The organism is Kitasatospora sp. NPDC005751, from assembly GCF_040630835.1.
In the GTDB taxonomy this organism is placed as follows: Bacteria; Actinomycetota; Actinomycetes; order Streptomycetales; family Streptomycetaceae; genus Kitasatospora.
Genome location: NZ_JBEXYC010000040.1, coordinates 1 through 16196, shown reverse-complemented (window position 1 = coordinate 16196; position 16196 = coordinate 1). Strand labels below are relative to the sequence as shown.

16 protein-coding genes are annotated in these 16196 nt (G+C 74.6%); 10 read left to right on the top strand and 6 right to left on the bottom strand.

Annotated elements, in window-relative coordinates; all coding sequences use genetic code 11:
* Positions 1 to 230 precede the first annotated feature (230 nt).
* Positions 231 to 638 carry a YciI family protein gene (locus ABZ497_RS26940; protein WP_359808894.1) on the top strand — a complete coding sequence of 136 codons (408 nt, stop codon included), beginning with the start codon at positions 231 to 233 and terminating at the stop codon, positions 636 to 638.
* The gene (locus ABZ497_RS26935; protein ID WP_359808892.1) at positions 635 to 1780 is read left to right on the top strand and encodes a DUF6596 domain-containing protein; all 1146 of its coding nucleotides are present in this window, start codon (positions 635 to 637) and stop codon (positions 1778 to 1780) included. Before ABZ497_RS26940 ends, ABZ497_RS26935 begins: the two co-directional genes overlap by 4 nt.
* A gap of 386 nt (positions 1781 to 2166) precedes the next feature.
* Here ABZ497_RS26935 and ABZ497_RS26930 read toward each other — a convergent pair whose 3' ends face one another.
* Positions 2167 to 3021: a helix-turn-helix transcriptional regulator gene (locus ABZ497_RS26930; protein WP_359808890.1), complete on the bottom strand. Its 855-nt coding sequence runs from the start codon at positions 3019 to 3021 to the stop codon at positions 2167 to 2169.
* A gap of 127 nt (positions 3022 to 3148) precedes the next feature.
* On the opposite strand from ABZ497_RS26930, the gene ABZ497_RS26925 reads away from it, so the two are divergent.
* Positions 3149 to 4213 carry an aldo/keto reductase gene (locus tag ABZ497_RS26925; RefSeq protein ID WP_359808888.1) on the top strand — a complete coding sequence of 355 codons (1065 nt, stop codon included), beginning with the start codon at positions 3149 to 3151 and terminating at the stop codon, positions 4211 to 4213.
* Positions 4214 to 4500: 287 nt separating this feature from the next.
* Positions 4501 to 5193: a hypothetical protein gene (locus ABZ497_RS26920; protein ID WP_329485364.1), complete on the top strand. Its 693-nt coding sequence runs from the start codon at positions 4501 to 4503 to the stop codon at positions 5191 to 5193.
* A gap of 319 nt (positions 5194 to 5512) precedes the next feature.
* On the opposite strand, the gene dacB is transcribed toward ABZ497_RS26920, so the two are convergent.
* Positions 5513 to 7120: a D-alanyl-D-alanine carboxypeptidase/D-alanyl-D-alanine-endopeptidase gene (gene dacB, locus ABZ497_RS26915; protein ID WP_359808886.1), complete on the bottom strand. Its 1608-nt coding sequence runs from the start codon at positions 7118 to 7120 to the stop codon at positions 5513 to 5515.
* Positions 7121 to 7339: 219 nt separating this feature from the next.
* Between dacB and ABZ497_RS26910 the strand changes: the two genes are divergently transcribed.
* The 3 genes from ABZ497_RS26910 (at position 7340) to ABZ497_RS26900 (ending at position 9513) form a co-directional block, all read left to right on the top strand.
* Positions 7340 to 7900, top strand: a complete 561-nt coding sequence (locus tag ABZ497_RS26910; RefSeq protein WP_359808884.1) for a MarR family transcriptional regulator — start codon at positions 7340 to 7342, stop codon at positions 7898 to 7900.
* Positions 7901 to 8047: 147 nt separating this feature from the next.
* Complete coding sequence (locus tag ABZ497_RS26905; protein ID WP_359808882.1) at positions 8048 to 8512, top strand: hypothetical protein; 465 nt, start codon at positions 8048 to 8050, stop codon at positions 8510 to 8512.
* A gap of 143 nt (positions 8513 to 8655) precedes the next feature.
* A complete protein-coding gene (locus tag ABZ497_RS26900; protein ID WP_359808880.1) occupies positions 8656 to 9513 on the top strand; it encodes an SDR family oxidoreductase in 858 nt (285 codons plus the stop codon).
* Between the two features lie 137 nt (positions 9514 to 9650).
* Here the strand turns inward: ABZ497_RS26900 and ABZ497_RS26895 are convergent, their stop codons facing one another.
* Both ABZ497_RS26895 and sigK read right to left on the bottom strand, forming a co-directional pair.
* A complete protein-coding gene (locus ABZ497_RS26895; protein ID WP_359808878.1) occupies positions 9651 to 10421 on the bottom strand; it encodes an anti-sigma factor in 771 nt (256 codons plus the stop codon).
* Positions 10418 to 11002 (bottom strand): ECF RNA polymerase sigma factor SigK, encoded by a 585-nt coding sequence (gene sigK / locus ABZ497_RS26890; RefSeq protein ID WP_359808876.1) that lies wholly within the window; start codon positions 11000 to 11002, stop codon positions 10418 to 10420. Before sigK ends, ABZ497_RS26895 begins: the two co-directional genes overlap by 4 nt.
* 258 nt (positions 11003 to 11260) lie before the next feature.
* Here sigK and ABZ497_RS26885 point away from each other — a divergent pair, with 258 nt between their 5' ends.
* Both ABZ497_RS26885 and ABZ497_RS26880 read left to right on the top strand, forming a co-directional pair.
* The gene (locus tag ABZ497_RS26885) at positions 11261 to 12835 is read left to right on the top strand and encodes a molybdopterin-dependent oxidoreductase (protein ID WP_359808874.1); all 1575 of its coding nucleotides are present in this window, start codon (positions 11261 to 11263) and stop codon (positions 12833 to 12835) included.
* 59 nt (positions 12836 to 12894) lie between these two features.
* The gene (locus ABZ497_RS26880; RefSeq protein WP_359808872.1) at positions 12895 to 13590 is read left to right on the top strand and encodes a fasciclin domain-containing protein; all 696 of its coding nucleotides are present in this window, start codon (positions 12895 to 12897) and stop codon (positions 13588 to 13590) included.
* 352 nt (positions 13591 to 13942) lie between these two features.
* Here the strand turns inward: ABZ497_RS26880 and ABZ497_RS26875 are convergent, their stop codons facing one another.
* On the bottom strand, positions 13943 to 14362 hold the full coding sequence (locus ABZ497_RS26875; RefSeq protein ID WP_352286819.1) for a hypothetical protein: 420 nt from the start codon (positions 14360 to 14362) through the stop codon (positions 13943 to 13945).
* Positions 14363 to 14645: 283 nt separating this feature from the next.
* Here ABZ497_RS26875 and ABZ497_RS26870 point away from each other — a divergent pair, with 283 nt between their 5' ends.
* Entirely contained in the window at positions 14646 to 15260 is a 615-nt protein-coding gene (locus ABZ497_RS26870) for a dihydrofolate reductase family protein (RefSeq protein WP_359808870.1), read from the top strand.
* A gap of 148 nt (positions 15261 to 15408) precedes the next feature.
* Here the strand turns inward: ABZ497_RS26870 and ABZ497_RS26865 are convergent, their stop codons facing one another.
* Entirely contained in the window at positions 15409 to 16029 is a 621-nt protein-coding gene (locus ABZ497_RS26865) for an L-threonylcarbamoyladenylate synthase (protein ID WP_352286824.1), read from the bottom strand.
* Positions 16030 to 16196 lie beyond the last annotated feature (167 nt).

Genomic DNA, 16196 nt, shown 5'->3' with positions numbered 1-16196 from the left:
GCCGGACCCGCCGGACCCGTCCGACGCGTCACGGTGCCGCTGCCCGGACCGGTCCTTCCGTCACACCTTCCACCACGGCGACGCCGAGCACCGGACGATCCCCGGCCGGAGCACGGTGGCCCCGAAAACCGTGGAAGAAAGTTCGCGAAGGGATGTCGAGAACCCGCGCCCGGCTCCGTCCCAGGGGTGAAGACGGCGACAATGGGCCGTACCTCACCAAGGAGAACATCATGGCCAAGTACCTGCTGCTCAAGCACTACCGGGGCGCGCCGGCGGCGGTCAACGACGTGCCGATGGACCAGTGGGAGCCGGAGGAGGTGACGGCCCACGTGCAGTACATGCGTGACTTCGCCGCCCGGCTGGAGGGCACCGGCGAGTTCGTCGACAGCCAGGCGCTCTCCCCGGAGGGCACGTTCGTCCGCTACGACGGCGAGGGGCGGCCCCCGGTCACCGACGGTCCGTTCGCGGAGACCAAGGACCTGATCGCCGGCTGGATGGTGATCGACGTGGAGACCTACGAGCGCGCGGTCGAGCTGGCCGGCGAGCTGTCGGCGGCCCCGGGCGCGGGGGGCGAGCCCATCCACGAGTGGCTTGAGGTGCGCCCGTTCTACGGCCAGAAGTGCACGGCCACCGAGTGAACGAAGCACTGCTCCGGGCCCTGGTGCCCGCGGTGATCGGTGTCCTCGTCCGTCGCGGAGCGGACTTCGCGGCGGCCGAGGACGCCGTACAGGAGGCCCTGGTCGAGGCCGTGCGCAGGTGGCCGGACGACCCGCCGTGCGACCCGAAGGGCTGGCTGGTCACGGTGGCCTGGCGCAAGTACCTCGACGCCGTCCGGGCCGACACCTCCCGGCGGCGGCGCGAGGACCTGGTCGAGGCAGAGCCCGTGCCCGACCGGGGCGAGGCGGTGGACGACACGCTCCAGCTGTACTTCCTGTGCGCGCACCCGTCCCTGACGCCGGGCTCCGCCGTCGCGCTCACTCTGCGCGCGGTCGGCGGCCTGACCACGCGGCAGATCGCGCAGGCCTACCTCGTGCCGGAGGCGACCATGGCCCAGCGGATCAGCCGGGCCAAGCGGACCGTCTCCGGCGTCCGCTTCGACCGGCCCGGTGACGTCGCCACCGTGCTGCGGGTGCTCTACCTGGTCTTCAACGAGGGGTACTCCGGGGACGTCGACCTCGCGGCCGAGGCGATCCGGCTGACCCGCCAACTGGCGGCCGGTACCGACCACGTGGAGGTCGCGGGCCTGTTGGCGCTGATGCTGCTCCACCACGCCCGGCGCCCGGCCCGGACGAGCCCGGACGGCAGGCTCGTGCCGCTCGCCGAGCAGGACCGCGGCCTGTGGGACACCCGGCTGATCACCGAGGGCGTCGACGTGCTCCAGGCCGCCCTCGCCCGCGACCGCCTGGGCGAGTACCAGGCCCAGGCGGCCGTCGCCGCGCTCCACGCCGACGCCCGGACCACCGAGGAGACCGACTGGGTGCAGATCGTCGAGTGGTACGACGAGCTGGTACGGCTCACCGACAGCCCGGTGGCACGCCTCAACCGGGCCGTCGCGGTGGGCGAGGCCGACGGCGCCCGGGCGGGGCTGGCCGCCCTGGCGGAGCTCGACCCCGCCCTGCCGCGGTACACCGCCGTCGCGGCGTACCTCCACGAGCGCGACGGTGATCCGGCGACCGCGGCACGGCTCTACGCCCAGGCCGCCCGGTCGGCGCCCACCCTCCCCGAACGCGACCACCTCACCCGGCAGGCCGCCTGGCTCAACGCGCAGCTGCGCCGGTGACGCGGCGGGCCCGCGCCGGTCGTAGCGGCCCTCCGTCGGCAGCCGTTCGACGACCTCGACGTCGAACGGCTGCCGGGTGTCGCGTCCGTGCCGGCCGTCCGGGCTCTGCACGGAGACCTCCCCGCCGAACAGCGGGCCCGTCCGCACGGCGGGGGAGATCCGGACGGGAGTGATCACGGTCGCGCCGCTCTTCCGGTAGCCCGGGCCCGAAGGCGCGGCCCCGACCCTCCGGTAGCCCGGGCCCGACGGCGCGGCGCAGGCGGCGCTTGTCCAGGGACACCTTGCACGTCCGGGGGGAAGAACGGCGGGCACGGCGTCCTCACCCACCTCGGCGTCGACACCATCCAGCGCAAGTGGTCACGCCTCCTGCCACCAGCCGTGGGTTGTCAGCCTTCCTGGCGCCCGTCACCGCCGCACAGCCGGTGCAGGGCTACGCGGCTCTCGTCGTCCGCGCCGCGGTAGACCAGAAGCCGGAGCTCTGGGTCCTCCAGCGGGAGCAGGACCTCGAAGTCGACGGCGATCGTCCCGACGGCCGGGTGCCGCAGCAGCTTGCGGCCGCGGCCGTTGACGCGGACCTCCCGCTCTGCCCAGAGCCGGGCGAAGTCCTCGTCCTGCGCGGTGAATTCGGCGATCAGCCCGGCCAGTGCCCGGTCCTGCGGGTGGGCGGCCCAGGCCGCGCGCAGATGGGCGACGCCGTCCCGCAGCACTCTCTCGCGGTCGGCGTAGAAGCCGCGCATCGGCGGGTGCAGCAGGCAGAGCCACATCGCGTTCCGCCGCTCCGGCGGAACGGCGTCGAACTCCGGTAGCAGCCTGGCCATTTCGGGGTTCCAGGCCAGCAGGTCGTAGCGGTGGTCCAGCAGCATGGCGGGCAGCGGGGAGAGGTCGTCGACCAGGTGGGCCAGCGACGGCGCCGGACCAGCGGCCGGCCCGCCGGTGCTGCCGGGGCGGCGCCGTCCGGCCAGGTCGAAGAGGTAGTCGCGTTCGCCGGGTGCCAGCCGCAGGGCCCGGGCCAGCGCCGCCAGCACCTCCGCGGAGGGCCGAAGCCCCCGGCCCTGCTCCAGCCGGACCACGTAGTCGGTGCTGACTCCGGCCAGCTCGGCGACCTCCTCGCGGCGCAGTCCGGGCGTTCGCCGGGTCCGCCGGTGCGCGGGCAGGCCCAGCCGGTCCGGGTCCAGCCGTTCGCGCCTGCCGCGCAGGAAGGCGGCCAGTTCCTCGGTGGTGTCCATGGTGCGGGTCGTCATGACCGGTCCAACCGCCAGGGTGGGACCGGTCTTCCCAGGAAAGTCCCTCCCTTATCCGGGACCCGCCGTCGCTGCAGACTCGCTCCCGGCAAGGGAACACGAACACACGCGAACACTGGAGAACCCGATGGCACTGGCCCTCGACGACTACCGGCTGCTGGGCCGCTCGGGACTGCGGGTCTCACCGCTGGCCCTGGGCACCGCGACCTTCGGCACCGAATGGGGATGGGGCGCGGAACGGGCCGAGGCCCGCAAGCTGTTCGACCGCTACGTCGGGCTCGGCGGCAACCTCCTCGACACCGCCGACACCTACACCGACGGCAGCTCCGAGCGCCTGCTGGGCGAGTTCGCCCACGAGGAGCGCGAACGCCTGGTGCTGGCGACCAAGTACTCGACCCTGCGCCGCCCCGGCGACCCGAACTCCGGGGGCGGGCACCGCAAGGCGCTGTTCGGCTCGGTGGAGGGCAGCCTGCGGCGGCTCGGCACCGACTACCTCGACCTGCTGTACCTGCACGTCTGGGACTTCCGGACCTCGGTGGAGGAGGTGCTGCGCGGCCTGGACGACCTGGTCCGGCAGGGCAAGGTGCTGTACGTGGCGATCTCCAACACCCCGGCTTGGCAGGTGTCCCGGATGCAGGCGATCGCGGACCTGCGCGGCTGGTCGCCGCTGGTCGCGCTGCAGCTCGAGTACAGCCTGATCGAACGCACCGCGGAGCGCGACCTGATCCCGATGGCCCGGGAGCTGGGCCTGGGCGTGGTCCCGTACTCGCCGCTCGGCGGCGGGGTGCTCAGCGGCAAGTACGGCCGGGACGACGTGGGCGCGACGGGCGCCGGCCCCGACGGGAGCACCCGCCGGAGCCACAACCTCGCCCTGGGAACCCTCACCGAACGCAGCCTCGGCGTGGCCGGGGTGGTCCGGGAGGTGGCCGACGAGCTGGGGCACACTCCGGCCCAGGTGGCGCTGGCCTGGACGCTGCGGAAGCCGGGCGTGACGAGCACGCTGCTCGGCGCCCGCACCTGCGCCCAGTTGGAGGACAACCTGGGCGCCCTGGCGGTCGAGCTGACGGACGCCCAGCTGGCCCGGCTCGACGCGGCGGGCGCGATCGCCCTCGGCCAGCCGCACGAGCTGCTGGTGAGCGAGCCGATCCGTCGGGTGACCACGGGCGGCCTGCGGATCGAGAGCCGCCGCTGACCCGGCCGCCGGCGGCGGGAGCCGGAGTCCGGAGCCGCGGTCGGTTCACCGTCCGGGCGAGCCACGTCCGGATCGCTTCCGCGTCGGCGACGGTCGGACCGGTTCCCACTCTCGTGACCAGGTTCCAACCAGCGCGTCACGACTCAGGAATCACGGATCGGCTGTGTGGTCTTGGTGACCACCAGTTCGCGCACGGGACAGCTATCGCGCGTCGGCACAGGTCCCCCATCCGGCGGCCCGCGCAGCTGACGTTTGATCACTCGAACAAACAATCGAATAATGGGTTCATGACCTCGGCCGTTCCGTTCTCCCGCCCCGTCCGCCCGCCCGAGCGGCCCGGCGATGCCGAGCGGGCGCCGCGCGAGCTGATGACCCTGCCCGGAGCATCCCGGGACGTGCGGCGGTGGCGGCTGGTGGAGATCCGGCTCGGCGGGGAGTGGCGCCCGGGGATGCTCACCGTGTGGCGGCGCCCGCCCGGCGCCGCCTGCTGGGTGGTCCACGTGCGCTGGGCGCCCGACACGGACAGCCCACAGCCCTGGGGGTGGTTCCTGTACACGGAGGAGACCGTCCGGCCGCTGCCCGAGCCGCAGGACGCGCCTCCACCGGCCGCGCCGTTCCTCGGTCGGTGGCGGGACGCGGTTGCGGTGCCCGCCGAGCTGGCCGGCACGCCCGCCGAGGACGGCGCCGACCGGTGCTGGCGTCTGGCCTGGGCGCGGGTCGGCGGCCACTGGCGCTCCTGCCTGGTCACCGCGCGTCGCCGCCCGGGCCCGGAGCTGCCCTGGATCGCGAACGTACGGTGGGGCGAGGACAAGGACACCGCCTGGCTGATCGCCGACCCCACCACCCTGCGGCCCGTCCCGCCGGGCCGATCACCTGCGGAGGAAGCGCCAGCAGAGTCGGCCCCGGAGGGCAACCCCTACGGGCCGGGCGTGCCCAGGGGGGTGCCTCGAAGCCTGGCACAGCCCGAAGGGGCTTCCTAGGCTCTGGAACCGCACCGGAAGACCCTCTCCCGGCACCGTCCTGAAACCCAAGGCTCTCCCATGGCACACCCCCTCACCCTGTTGCGGGCGGCGAAAGGGCTCTCCCGACCGGAGTACGCCCTCCTCGTGGCGCAGTGGCCTCACGCCTCGAAGCCGCCCTGATCGGCATCCGCCAGCACGACCGGATCTGTCGCCGCGAGGCCCGGACCTGACCCGCACCCCGGAGGCACCCGGGTGGGGGCACGGCCGGGGGCGCCCCGGCTGCGGCCGTACCCCCGCCGGTCACCGTCCGGCCGGGCCCGCCGGACGGCCTCGGACCTCAGCCGTTGCGTGCCTCGGCCTCCTGCTGCAGCAGGCCCGCGATCCGGGCCAGGTCGTTGATCTCGTCGAGGATGCCGTCGATGTCGGGCGTGGACGCGCCGTTCACGGCCAGGTAGAAGGTGTTCAGCCGGCCGTGGCCGGCGTCGAGGTAGCCGCCCAGGGTCTGGGCGCCGACGGCGAGCCGCTGGTTGAGCCCGTCCTCGCCGACCACGCTGCCGGGCTTGGCCCAGACCTTGCCCTTGCCGGGGCAGGTGGGGCAGCCGGCGCACGCGCCGGCCAGCGAGCCGTCCACGCCGAGGATCGGCAGCGCGTCGCGGAAGCGGGCGGCCTCCGGGGTGTTCTGCCAGTAGTTCACGATGTCGGTCTCGATCCTCGGGGTGACCCGGTCGACCGGGTTTCCGCCGCGGCCGTCGAGGAGTTGGGCCTGGGTCGGGTCGATCCCGGCCCCGCGCAGGAACGCGTTGAGGACGGGGAAGCCGTCCTCGCACTGGTGGCTGCCCGCGGTCACGGCCATCAGGCAGATGGCCAGGTTGGCGCCGAGGTTGTGGCTGACCTTGAGGATCAGCTTGGCGTACTTCGCGTAGACCGGGGAGACGTAGGCGGCCACCCGCCGGGTGCCGTCGTAGGAGTCCGGCACCTTGTCGGTCGGGTTCGGCCCGGTCGGCGCGGCGGCGACCGTGACGCCCGCGCGGCCGAGGGCCTCGATCAGGGCGGTGCGCCCGAACGCGGCCGGGTCCTGCACCGGGGAGATCCGCAGGGTGGGCGGGGCGTCGGCCGCGATCGTGCCGGAGACGGTGATCCGGGTGCCGTCGGGGGAGGCGGAGACCGTCAGGTCGGTCGGACTGCCCGCCGCGACCGTCCGCACCGTCGACTCGACCTGGTACGGCGCGACCTGGGGACGCCAGGTCAGCTGCGCGCTCTGGCCCGGGGCGGTCGGGGTGGTCAGCAGGTCGATGACGTTGTCGTTGACGATCAGCGGGGTGGGAGTCGGGTCCAGGCCAGGGAAGGAGCTGAAGAGCCGGGTGTCGACGGCGACGTCGCCGTCGATCCGGGTGAGTCCGGCATCACGCACCTGCCGGGCGATCAGGTCGAGCCCGGCCAGCGGGTCCTCGGGGGTGAGGGTCGCGCCGGGCACGTCGTTGGCGTAGGTGTGGTCGATCGGGGTGTAGGAGACCGAGCCGTCCGGCGCGGTGCGGCCACCCATGGTGAGGTCGCCCTGGCCGATCAGGACCAGGTTGCCGTCCAGGGCCGAACCGTTCTGCTGCCCGACGGCCTGCACGGGGGTGGTGAACTCGTGGTCGCCGCCCAGCGCGTGCCAGGCGCCCGAGACGCTGAGCAGCTTGGCCGTCGAGCCGGGGAGGAAGAACTGGTCGGGGAACTGGGAGTGGATGACCTCGCCGGTGGTGCCGTCCCGCTCCAGCAGTCCCCACTGGGCGTGCTCGTAGCCGGGCTTGGCCATGATGGCCCGGATCTCGGCGCTCAGCTCGTCACCGTGCGCGGCGGCCGGCGCGGCGGTGCCGAGCGTCAGCGCGGGGACGAGCACGGTCGCGAGGCTGGTGAGGAGGGCCGCGGCCCGGACGCGACGACTTCTGGGGGTCGAACTCATGGATCCACCTGTTCTGGGCCGGGTACCGGCGCCGTCCTGACGGTCGGACATTCCGCGAGACATACCCGGGCGGTGGCCCCGGCCGCTGGGGCCGGAGCGCGGTTCACCCTCCCGCCACACGTCCTGCCGTCACTCCGGGGTCCGGCCGTCGGGTGGCGCCTTTCGGTGAATGCCGGCGGCTCCTTGACGGGCCAAGTCATTAGCTGCCATATTATCTGCATGACGAGGGACGGTAGCGACGGTGAGCAGCCCACGCTGGAGCAGGCCGGATGGCAGCTGCGGCACTACGGGCTGGAGGTCGATCCGCAGGCGGTGCTGGTCGCCGTGCGACTGATCTCCGCGGGCGCGAGAGTCGGCCGGGCGGCCGAGGCGCACTTCGCCCGGTTCGGACTCTCGACGGGCCGCTACCGCCTGCTCTCCGACCTCGAAGGTCACGGGGGAGAGAAGTCCCCCTCGCAGCTGGCGGCCGATCTCGACGTCTCCAGGGCCACGGTCACCGGCCTGCTCGACGGACTCGAACGCGAGGGCCTGGTCGCCAGGCGCCCGTCCACCGAGGACGGGCGCGGCACGGTGGCGGTCCTGACCGCGCGCGGTGCGCAGCGCCTTCGCGACATGGCGCCCGAGCACTTCGGGCGACTGGAGGCGATGGTGGGCGGGCTCACCGTCGAGGAGCGCACGGTGTTCCTGGACCTGCTCTCCCGCGTCGTGCGCGGCAGTTCGGCGCTGACCGCCGACTGGCCGCCGACTGACCCCGGCCCATTCGGCCGACCCCGGCCGTAGGCCGGCCCGGGCTCCCGTCCCGTGGACGGGAGCCCTTTTCACGGAGTAGTAATTAGCCAACTAATTACCTGACCGGGGGTGGGCCCGTCCGGCCGCCCGGTCGAACCCTTTCGCCTTTCGGAACCCGAACGAGAAGAAGAGGCCGACATGCCCGCAACGAAGGACCGGACCGCCCCGAGCCGGGCGGCCGCCCGGCCGTTCGTCCTGTGGCGCGAGGTGCTGACCGCCTACGCCGCTCCCGCGTTGATGGCCGGTACCGCGGGGGTGGTCACCGGTCAGGCGGACCTCACGGTGGCGGCCGGCACCTCCATCGCCGGCACCTCCGCCGTGGTGGCGTTCCTGGTCGGCGCCTGGCTGCGGCACGGCGGGCAGCCACGGCGCTGGACGCTCGCCCTGCCGCGGCCCGTGCTGACCGTGCTGCTCGTCGTCGCGACCGCCGGCGTGGCGGCGGGGCTGGGGTGGTTCGTCGCCGCATGGCTGCCGGCGCACACCGCGCTTCCCGCCGCCCCCTGGCTGCGGCGGCTGCGCATCGACCTGCCCGTCTCCGCCGTCCTCGCCACCACCATCGTCACCCTGCGCTGGCGCGGCACCGTCGCGAAGCCCCGGCCGTAGCCGTAATCCGGCTGCAGCCCCGGCCGTAGCCCCGGCCGTAGCCGTAATCCGGCCGTAGCCCCGGCCCCGGCCGTCACCGAACCAGGCGGCACCCGCCGCCGCGGAATACACCAGGTATGTGAGGACACCCGATGATCGTTGTCATGGGAGCGACCGGAACCACCGGAACCGCCCTGCTCCACAGCCTCCGCGCACTCGACGTACCCGTGCGCGCCCTCACCCGCACCCCGCAGCGGCCGCTCCCCGGCACCGCCGGCCCGCGGCACGACCGGCTCGTCGAGGTCCGGTACGCCGATGCCGGCGACCCCGACTCGCTGCGCGCCGCCTTCGAGGGCGCCGACCAGCTCTTCCTCGCCATGGCCAACAGCCCCGCGCAGGTCGCGCTCGAAACCCGCGTCATCGACATCGCCGTGGTCAGCGGCATCGGACACGTGGTCAAGGTCTCCGCCCCGGCCGCCGAGCCGGACTCGCCCGTCGCGATATCCCGCGGACACCACGCCGTCGAGGCACACCTGCGCGCCTCCGGACTCACCGGCACCGTCCTGCGGCCCTACGCGTTCATGCAGAACCTCCTGCGCCTGGCGCCCGCCGTGGCCGAGGGGGTCATCCTCGGCGCGATGGGGGAGGCGCCCTGCAACTACGTCGACAGCCGCGACATCGGCGACGTCGCGGCTGCCGTGCTCACCCGCCGTCACCTCGCGGGCGGCACCTACACCCTGACCGGACCGGAGGCCGTCTCCCATCCCGACCTCGCCGCCCGGCTGACCGCGGTGACCGGCCGCCTGATCCGGTACGTCGACCTCGCCCCGGACGAGATGCGCGACAACCTCGTCCACCGGGCCGGCATGCCCGACTGGCTCGCCGACCACGTCGTGGAGATCCAGCGACTGGCCGTCGCCCGCCCCGAGACACCCACCAGCACCGTCGCCGACGTCCTCGGCCGCTCGCCCCGCACCCTCGACGCCTTCCTGGCCGAACACCGGCACCACTTCGACCGGTAGCCGACCGCCGACTCCCGCCCCGGCTCCGGCGCGGGAGCCGAGCCCCGGGGGCCCGACCGCAGCGGTCGGGCCCCCGGGGCTGCGTGCCACGAGATCCGCTGCGCGGTCCGCCCGGCGGCGCGCCGGGCGGCCGGGCGTCAGGTCCGCCCCAGCCGCAGGGCCAGCACGGGCTCGCCGGTCGGCCGCACCGACCCGCCGGCGGGCTCCACCGTCAGGCCGACGGACCGGGCACCGTCCAGGGGCGCGGTGAGCAGGAGGGCGCCGTCGCCGTCCGGCAGCAGACCGGCCGGGAGGTAGGTGCCCGCGTGGTCGAGCCAGAGTTCGTAGACGCGGCCGGGCCCGGGATCGGGAAGGCCGGTGGCGAGGAACCCGGCCCGGTTGCGGTCGGCCGACCAGACCACGGTGCCGGCACCCGAACCGGCGGTGACGGTGCTCACCCGGGCGTCCGGGGCGGTCAGCAACTCGCCGAAGGCCGCCTGCCGGGCACGCAACTGCCCGGCGTCGGAACGCGCCCGCCGGGCCTGCTCGTGCTGCTGCACGGCGAGGACACCGAGCGCGGTGGTCGCGGCCAGCGAGGCGGCCAGGGCGAACCGCGGCCAGCGGGCCCGCCGGCGGACGCCGGGCGGCGCGACCCGGGGCGCGGCCGCGCCGGTGTGCCGGGGGAGCGGCGGCAACTGGTGTTCCCGCTCCAGCCGGGCCAGCAGCGCCGCCCGCAGCCGCGGCGGTGGCTCGACCGCCTGGGCCGTACCGAGCCGGCTCAGGGCCGCGGCGAAGCCCGCCACCTCCTCCCCGCAGCTCTCGCACCCGCCGAGATGGGCCTCGAAGGCGTCACGTTCGTCCGCGTCGAGGGAGTGCAGCGCGTACGCGCCGGTGAGCAGGTGGAGATCGCTGTCGGCGGGGGCGGTCATGATCCGGCTCCCAGGCAGTCGCGCAGGCGGATGAGACCGTCGCGCATCCGGGTCTTGACGGTGCCCAACGGGGTGCTCAGCCGTTCGGCGACCTCCCGGTGGGTCAGGCCCTGGTAGAACGCCAGCAGGACGGACTCGCGCTGCAGATCGGTCAGGCGCCGCAGGCAGTGCCGGACCTGTTGTCGCTCCATCCGGGTACCGGCTCCTTCGGCGGCCTCGTCGAAGGGCGTCTCCCGGCTGCCGGCGGCCACCGTCCGGTCGCGGTCGGCCGCCGCCTCGCAGTGCCGGACCCGGTCCACGGCACGGTGGTGGGCGATGGTCATCACCCAGGGCAGTACCTCCCCGCGTAGCGGGTCGTAGCGGGCCGCGCCGCGCCACACCTCCAGCATCACGTCCTGCGTCACCTCCTCCGACTGGGCCTCGTCCCGAAGGATCCGGCGAACCAGGCCGAACACCGGGCCGGCCACCGCGTCGTACAGCCGGGCGAACGCCTCGTGATCACCGGCGGCGACGAGCGCCATCACCGCCTTGAGCTCGCCCGGCGGCTCGGAGCGGCCGGGCAGGAAGGCGACGGCGGTCACCTGCCACGCCCCCGCGATCCGCAACTCCGGTGACCGGCCGGGCGGACGCACCGGCGAGGCGTGCCGGCCGGACGGTCGCGTGCGGCAGGCACGGCGACCGCCCGGGCCTGGTTCGGGGTTTCAGGAATGTCGTTCATCGGTCGCACGGTATTCGCCCCCGGCAGGCCGGCGGATTGCCTTCGGACGGATCCGGTCGCCCCCCTCACCCGATCGAGTGAACCCGGGCGACGGACCCATCCGCGGCGCCGAGCCGACCGAATGGGGAGTGTGAGCAACGATGTGACCACCCGACGCGCCGGGCGCCGCGACCGTGCCGGAGCGCTGCCGGCCCTGATGGCGTTCGGCGCGGCCGCCACCTGCGCGGCCCTCGCCGTCGGTGAGACGGCGGCGGCCCTCCTGCGCCCGCAGGCGGCCCCGGTGATCGCGATCGGCTCGGCCGCGATCGACCTCGCGCCCACCGCGGTCAAGGAGTGGGCGGTGCGCTCCTTCGGCACCTCCGACAAGACCGTGCTCCTCACCGGGATCTACACCGTCATGGCACTGCTCGCCGTCGGCCTGGGGCCCGTGGCGGCCCACCGCCGGGCCGCGGCCGTCGTCCTGCCGGCCGCCTTCGGTGCGCTCGGCGTCTGGGCGGCACTCGCCCGCCCGGGCGCACGGCCCGTCGACGCCCTGCCCTCGGCGGCGGCCGCGCTGGCCGCCGCCGCCGTCCTGCTCGTCCTGCTGCCCCGCCGGACCGCCGGACGGCGGCCCCCCGTCCCGGGCAGTCCGGGACGCCGGGAGGTCCTGACCGCGGGCGCCGTCGTCGCGCTCTCGGCCGGTCTCGGCCCGGGCGCCCGGTACCTGTCCGACCGACGGACCGACGTCGGCGCCGCCCGCGCGGCCGTCGTCCTCCCGCCACCGGCCCGCCCCCTGCCGGCGCTGCCGCCCGCCGCCGGGCCACGGATCCCCGGACTCCCACCGCTGCGCACGCCGACCGCCGACTTCTACCGCGTCGACACGGCCCTGACCCTGCCCCGGATCGACCCGCGCGACTGGACACTGCGGATCCACGGCCTGGTCGACCGGCCCCTGGAACTGTCCTTCGACGAGCTGCTCGCGCTGCCGATGGAGGAACTCGACCACACCCTGACCTGCGTCTCCAACGAGGTCGGCGGCCCGTACGCGGGCACCACCCGCTGGCTCGGGGTCTCGCTGCCGGGCCTGCTGCGCCGGGCCGGTCTGCGGACCGGTGCGGAGCAGCTGCTCGGCCGCTCCGAGGACGGCATGACCATCGGCACACCCGTGGCGTCGGTCCTGGACGGCCGCGCCGCCCTGCTGGCGATCGGCATGGACGGCGCGCCGCTGCCCGTCGAACACGGCTTCCCCTGCCGCACCGTCGTCCCGGGCCTCTACGGCTACACCTCCGCCACCAAGTGGCTGGTCGACCTGGAGGTCACCACCTTCGCCGCCCGCGACCCGTACTGGGTGCAGCGCGGCTGGGACCGCACCGGCGAGGTGCGCACCGCCTCCCGCATCGACGTTCCCGCCGCCTTCGCACGGGTGCCGGGCGGGGACGTCACCGTCGCCGGCACGGCCTGGGCGACCCACCGCGGCGTCGCCGCCGTCGAGGTCCGCGTCGACGGCGGGCCCTGGCAGGAGGCGGTGCTCGCCGCCGACGCCGGGCCCGACGTCTGGCGGCAGTGGCACCACACCTGGCGCTCGGCCGCGCCCGGTACGCACCGCCTGGAGGTCCGCGCCACCGACGCGACCGGGGCCGTCCAGGAGGAGACCCGCAGACCGCCCTTCCCGGCCGGTGCGACGGGCTGGCACAGCACCGTCGTCACCGTCCTGTGAACCGCCCGACCCCCGCTCCGAGCGGGACGGCACCATCCATCCGAGAGAGAAAGAAACCGATGACCACCATCCTGCGCCGCAAGCCCGTCACCGCCCTGCTCGTCGGCGGCGTCCTCGCCGCCACGCTCACCGCCTGCGGGGGCGACGACAGCTCCACGGCGGCCGGCCCGGCGCCGACCGCGGCGGCCGCGACCACCGGGGCCGCGAACCCGGTACCCGTGCCGGACTCCCCGGCCGCCCAGAGCACGGCCGGGGCGAGCACGGCCGGACAGGCGATGACCGGGCAGCCGTTCGGCGTCGCCTGCACCGCCGTCCCCAAGGACGGCGCCGGCTCCTTCGCGGGCATGGCCGCCGACCCGGTCGCCACCGCCGCCTCCAACAACCCGCTGCTCTCCACCCTCGTCACCGCGGTCAAGAAGGCCGGTCTCGTCGACACCCTCAACTCCGCGAAGAACATCACCGTCTTCGCCCCCACCAACGACGCCTTCGCCAAGCTGCCCAAGGCCGACCTCGACGCCGTCCTCGCCGACAAGGACAAGCTCACCAAGATCCTCACCTACCACGTCGTCCCGCAGCGCCTGGCCCCGACGGCCCTGACCGGCGCGCACAAGACCCTGGAGGCCGACGAGGTCACCGTCACGGGTGCCACGCCCGAGTTCGCCGTCAACGGGTCCGCCAAGGTCCTCTGCGGGAACGTGCAGACCGCCAACGCCACCGTCTACATCGTCGACACCGTGCTGATGCCCGCCTCCTGACCCTTCGTCGCCCCACCGACCGCGGTCCCCGGCCCCATGTCCCAGGGCCGGGGGCCGCGTCCACCGGGCGAACGGCCCCTCACTCGTGCGGCCCGGCCTCCAGCGCGGCCCGCAACGATCCGGGTCCCGGTGCGGAGGCCGGTGAACGTCGGGGGCGGCGGCCCTCCGTGAGACCGCCCGGCAGCCGAAACGACGAACTCCCCGCCGGACACCGGGCGGGGAGATCGTCGCCAGGGCACGGCCGGCGGCGCGATGGCACGACGACGCGGCTCGGCCACGGCCCTGCCGCGGCTCGCCGCCGACGTCGACGCGCGCACGCTCGCATGCCCGACGGGCCGGGAGAGTCGGGGTGCTAGGCGATCCGGGCCCAGGCCGTCCAGCTGCCGTTCGCGGCGTGGCTCCGGGCCCAGAGGCCGCCGTCCGTGCCCCTCGCGCCGACCTCGAACTGGCCCCCGCCCGTGTCCGAGGCGATGATGCCGACGCCACCGATCAGGTAGCCGCCCAGGGACGTCCAAGCGGTCTTCTTGCCGGCCGCGCTGCTCGAACGCGTCCACACGGCGTGGTCGGTGCCGATGACGAACACCTGTCGGCGACCGTCCCGGTAGCCGTACTCGGCCATGCCGGGCTGGCCGAACTCGCCGCCGCAGAGGTACTCGCCGCCCCAGGCCGGGCTGGTGCAGTGCATCGGCTCCGCCACCGCGCTGGCGGGCGCGGCCATCGACGCGACACCGGCGAGAACGGCGGCGGCCACCGCCGTCTTGATCTTCTTCACGGGTACTCCTCAGTAGCGCGGACCGGAGCCGCCCGTCCGGCGGACGGCTTCCTCTGTCGAGGTGACGGCTGCTCAGGTCCGAGGGGTTCACCGGGCCTTCGCGGGGTGCGCGTTCGCGCAACCGCACGGTGCCGCCGGGGCAGGCCGTGGCTCGCCTCCCCGCCGCCCGCCCGCCCGTCCCGGGTCGGCGAACCCCGAGCGCGTCCCGTTGAGAGTGAGTGGCGTGCGTCACATACTGCGGCATGACGGATGAGTGCAGGCGGCAGATGGAGTCCACCTCGACATGACACGAATCATCGCGGACATCTCGGTCTCCCTCGACGGCTTCGTCACCGGACCGGACCCGGGCCCGGACAGCGGGCTGGGCACCGGTGGCGAGGCGCTGCACACCTGGGCGTTCTCCGACGACCCCGACGACCGTCGGCTCCTGCGCGAGGCGACCGGCCGTTCGGGCGCCGTCCTCCTCGGCCGCCGGCTCTTCGACCTGGTCGACGGGCCGCGCGGCTGGGACGACGAGACCGGCTACGGCGCCGCGGAGGTCGGCAAACCCGCGTTCGTCGTCGTGACGAGCTCGCGGCCGGAGTCCGTCCGACTCGGCGCCCTCGACTGGACGTTCGTCACCACCGGTCTGCCCGATGCCGTCACCGCCGCGCGCCGGCACGCCGAGGCGGCTTCCGCGAACAGCGGCCGGGACCTCGACGTCGTCCTGATGGGCGGGGGCGCCCTGATCCGCTCGGCGCTGGACGCCGGCCTGGTCGACCTGCTGTCGCTGCACCTGGCCCCCGTCCTGCTGGGCGCCGGCACACCCCTGTTCACCGGCGCGGTGCCGCGCACCCTGGTACAGCGGAGCGTCCTCGCGACATCGACCGCGACGCACGTGACCTACGACGTCCACTGACGGCGCGTTCCCCAGGCGCCCGGCCGGCCGCGGGAGGGACCGGAGTACCGGTCCCTCCTGTGCCCCGACGTCGCCAACCGCTCGTCGGCCCGCTTTCAGCCCCCGGCGAACCGGCCCTGGACCCCCCGGTCGGCCCGTGGCCGGGGCGTCACTCGAAGCGCGCGGGGTCGCCGGCGCCGCGCCGGACGATCTCCGCCTCGCCGCTGGAGAAGTCGACGACCGTCGTCGGTTCCGTGCCGCAGTCGCCGGAGTCCACCACGGCGTCCAGCACGTGGTCGAGGCGCTCCTTGATCTCCCACCCCTGGGTCAGGGGCTCGTCCTCGCCGGGGAGGAGCAGGGTGCTGGAGAGAAGGGGCTCGCCGAGTTCGGCGAGGAGTGCCTGCGTGACGACGTGGTCGGGGATCCTGACCCCCACCGTCTTCTTCTTCGGGTGCATCAGCCGGCGCGGGACCTCCTTGGTGGCGGGGAGGATGAAGGTGTAGCTGCCCGGCGTCGCCGCCTTGATGGCGCGGAAGACGGCGTTGTCGATGTGGACGAACTGGCCCAGCTGGGCGAAGTTCTCGCACATCAGGGTGAAGTGGTGGCGGTCGTCGAGCCGCCGGATCGTCCGGATCCGTTCGAGGCCCTCGGTGTTGCCCATGCGGCAGCCGAGGGCGAAACAGGAGTCGGTCGGGTACGCGATCAGGGACCCGGAACGGAGGCTCTCGGCCACCGTGCCGATGGTGCGGGCCTGCGGGGTCTGCGGGTGAACGTCGAAGTACTTCGCCATTGGCCGACCCTACGGGATCCACGGCCCGCCCCGCGCCCGGCCCGCGCCGGAGGCCGGAGTCTTCCCCCGGCAGCCGGCGCGGGCCGGGCGCAGGTGCGCTCCTTCCGGAGGGCGGCCCGGGGCCCCGGCGGGACACGGTCGCGGCGGCGGTGGTCCACCGGTTCGGT

Excerpts from the sequence above, each read along its gene's own strand:
- ABZ497_RS26940 (WP_359808894.1), top strand. The coding sequence starts at position 231 with ATGGCCAAGTACCTGCTGCTCAAGCACTACCGGGGCGCGCCGGCGGCG.
- ABZ497_RS26930 (WP_359808890.1), bottom strand. The coding sequence starts at position 3,021 with ATGACGACCCGCACCATGGACACCACCGAGGAACTGGCCGCCTTCCTG.
- ABZ497_RS26925 (WP_359808888.1), top strand. The coding sequence starts at position 3,149 with ATGGCACTGGCCCTCGACGACTACCGGCTGCTGGGCCGCTCGGGACTG.
- ABZ497_RS26920 (WP_329485364.1), top strand. The coding sequence starts at position 4,501 with ATGACCTCGGCCGTTCCGTTCTCCCGCCCCGTCCGCCCGCCCGAGCGG.
- dacB (WP_359808886.1), bottom strand. The coding sequence starts at position 7,120 with ATGAGTTCGACCCCCAGAAGTCGTCGCGTCCGGGCCGCGGCCCTCCTC.
- ABZ497_RS26910 (WP_359808884.1), top strand. The coding sequence starts at position 7,340 with ATGACGAGGGACGGTAGCGACGGTGAGCAGCCCACGCTGGAGCAGGCC.
- ABZ497_RS26905 (WP_359808882.1), top strand. The coding sequence starts at position 8,048 with ATGCCCGCAACGAAGGACCGGACCGCCCCGAGCCGGGCGGCCGCCCGG.
- ABZ497_RS26900 (WP_359808880.1), top strand. The coding sequence starts at position 8,656 with ATGGGAGCGACCGGAACCACCGGAACCGCCCTGCTCCACAGCCTCCGC.
- ABZ497_RS26895 (WP_359808878.1), bottom strand. The coding sequence starts at position 10,421 with ATGACCGCCCCCGCCGACAGCGATCTCCACCTGCTCACCGGCGCGTAC.
- ABZ497_RS26885 (WP_359808874.1), top strand. The coding sequence starts at position 11,261 with ATGGGGAGTGTGAGCAACGATGTGACCACCCGACGCGCCGGGCGCCGC.
- ABZ497_RS26880 (WP_359808872.1), top strand. The coding sequence starts at position 12,895 with ATGACCACCATCCTGCGCCGCAAGCCCGTCACCGCCCTGCTCGTCGGC.
- ABZ497_RS26870 (WP_359808870.1), top strand. The coding sequence starts at position 14,646 with ATGACACGAATCATCGCGGACATCTCGGTCTCCCTCGACGGCTTCGTC.
- ABZ497_RS26865 (WP_352286824.1), bottom strand. The coding sequence starts at position 16,029 with ATGGCGAAGTACTTCGACGTTCACCCGCAGACCCCGCAGGCCCGCACC.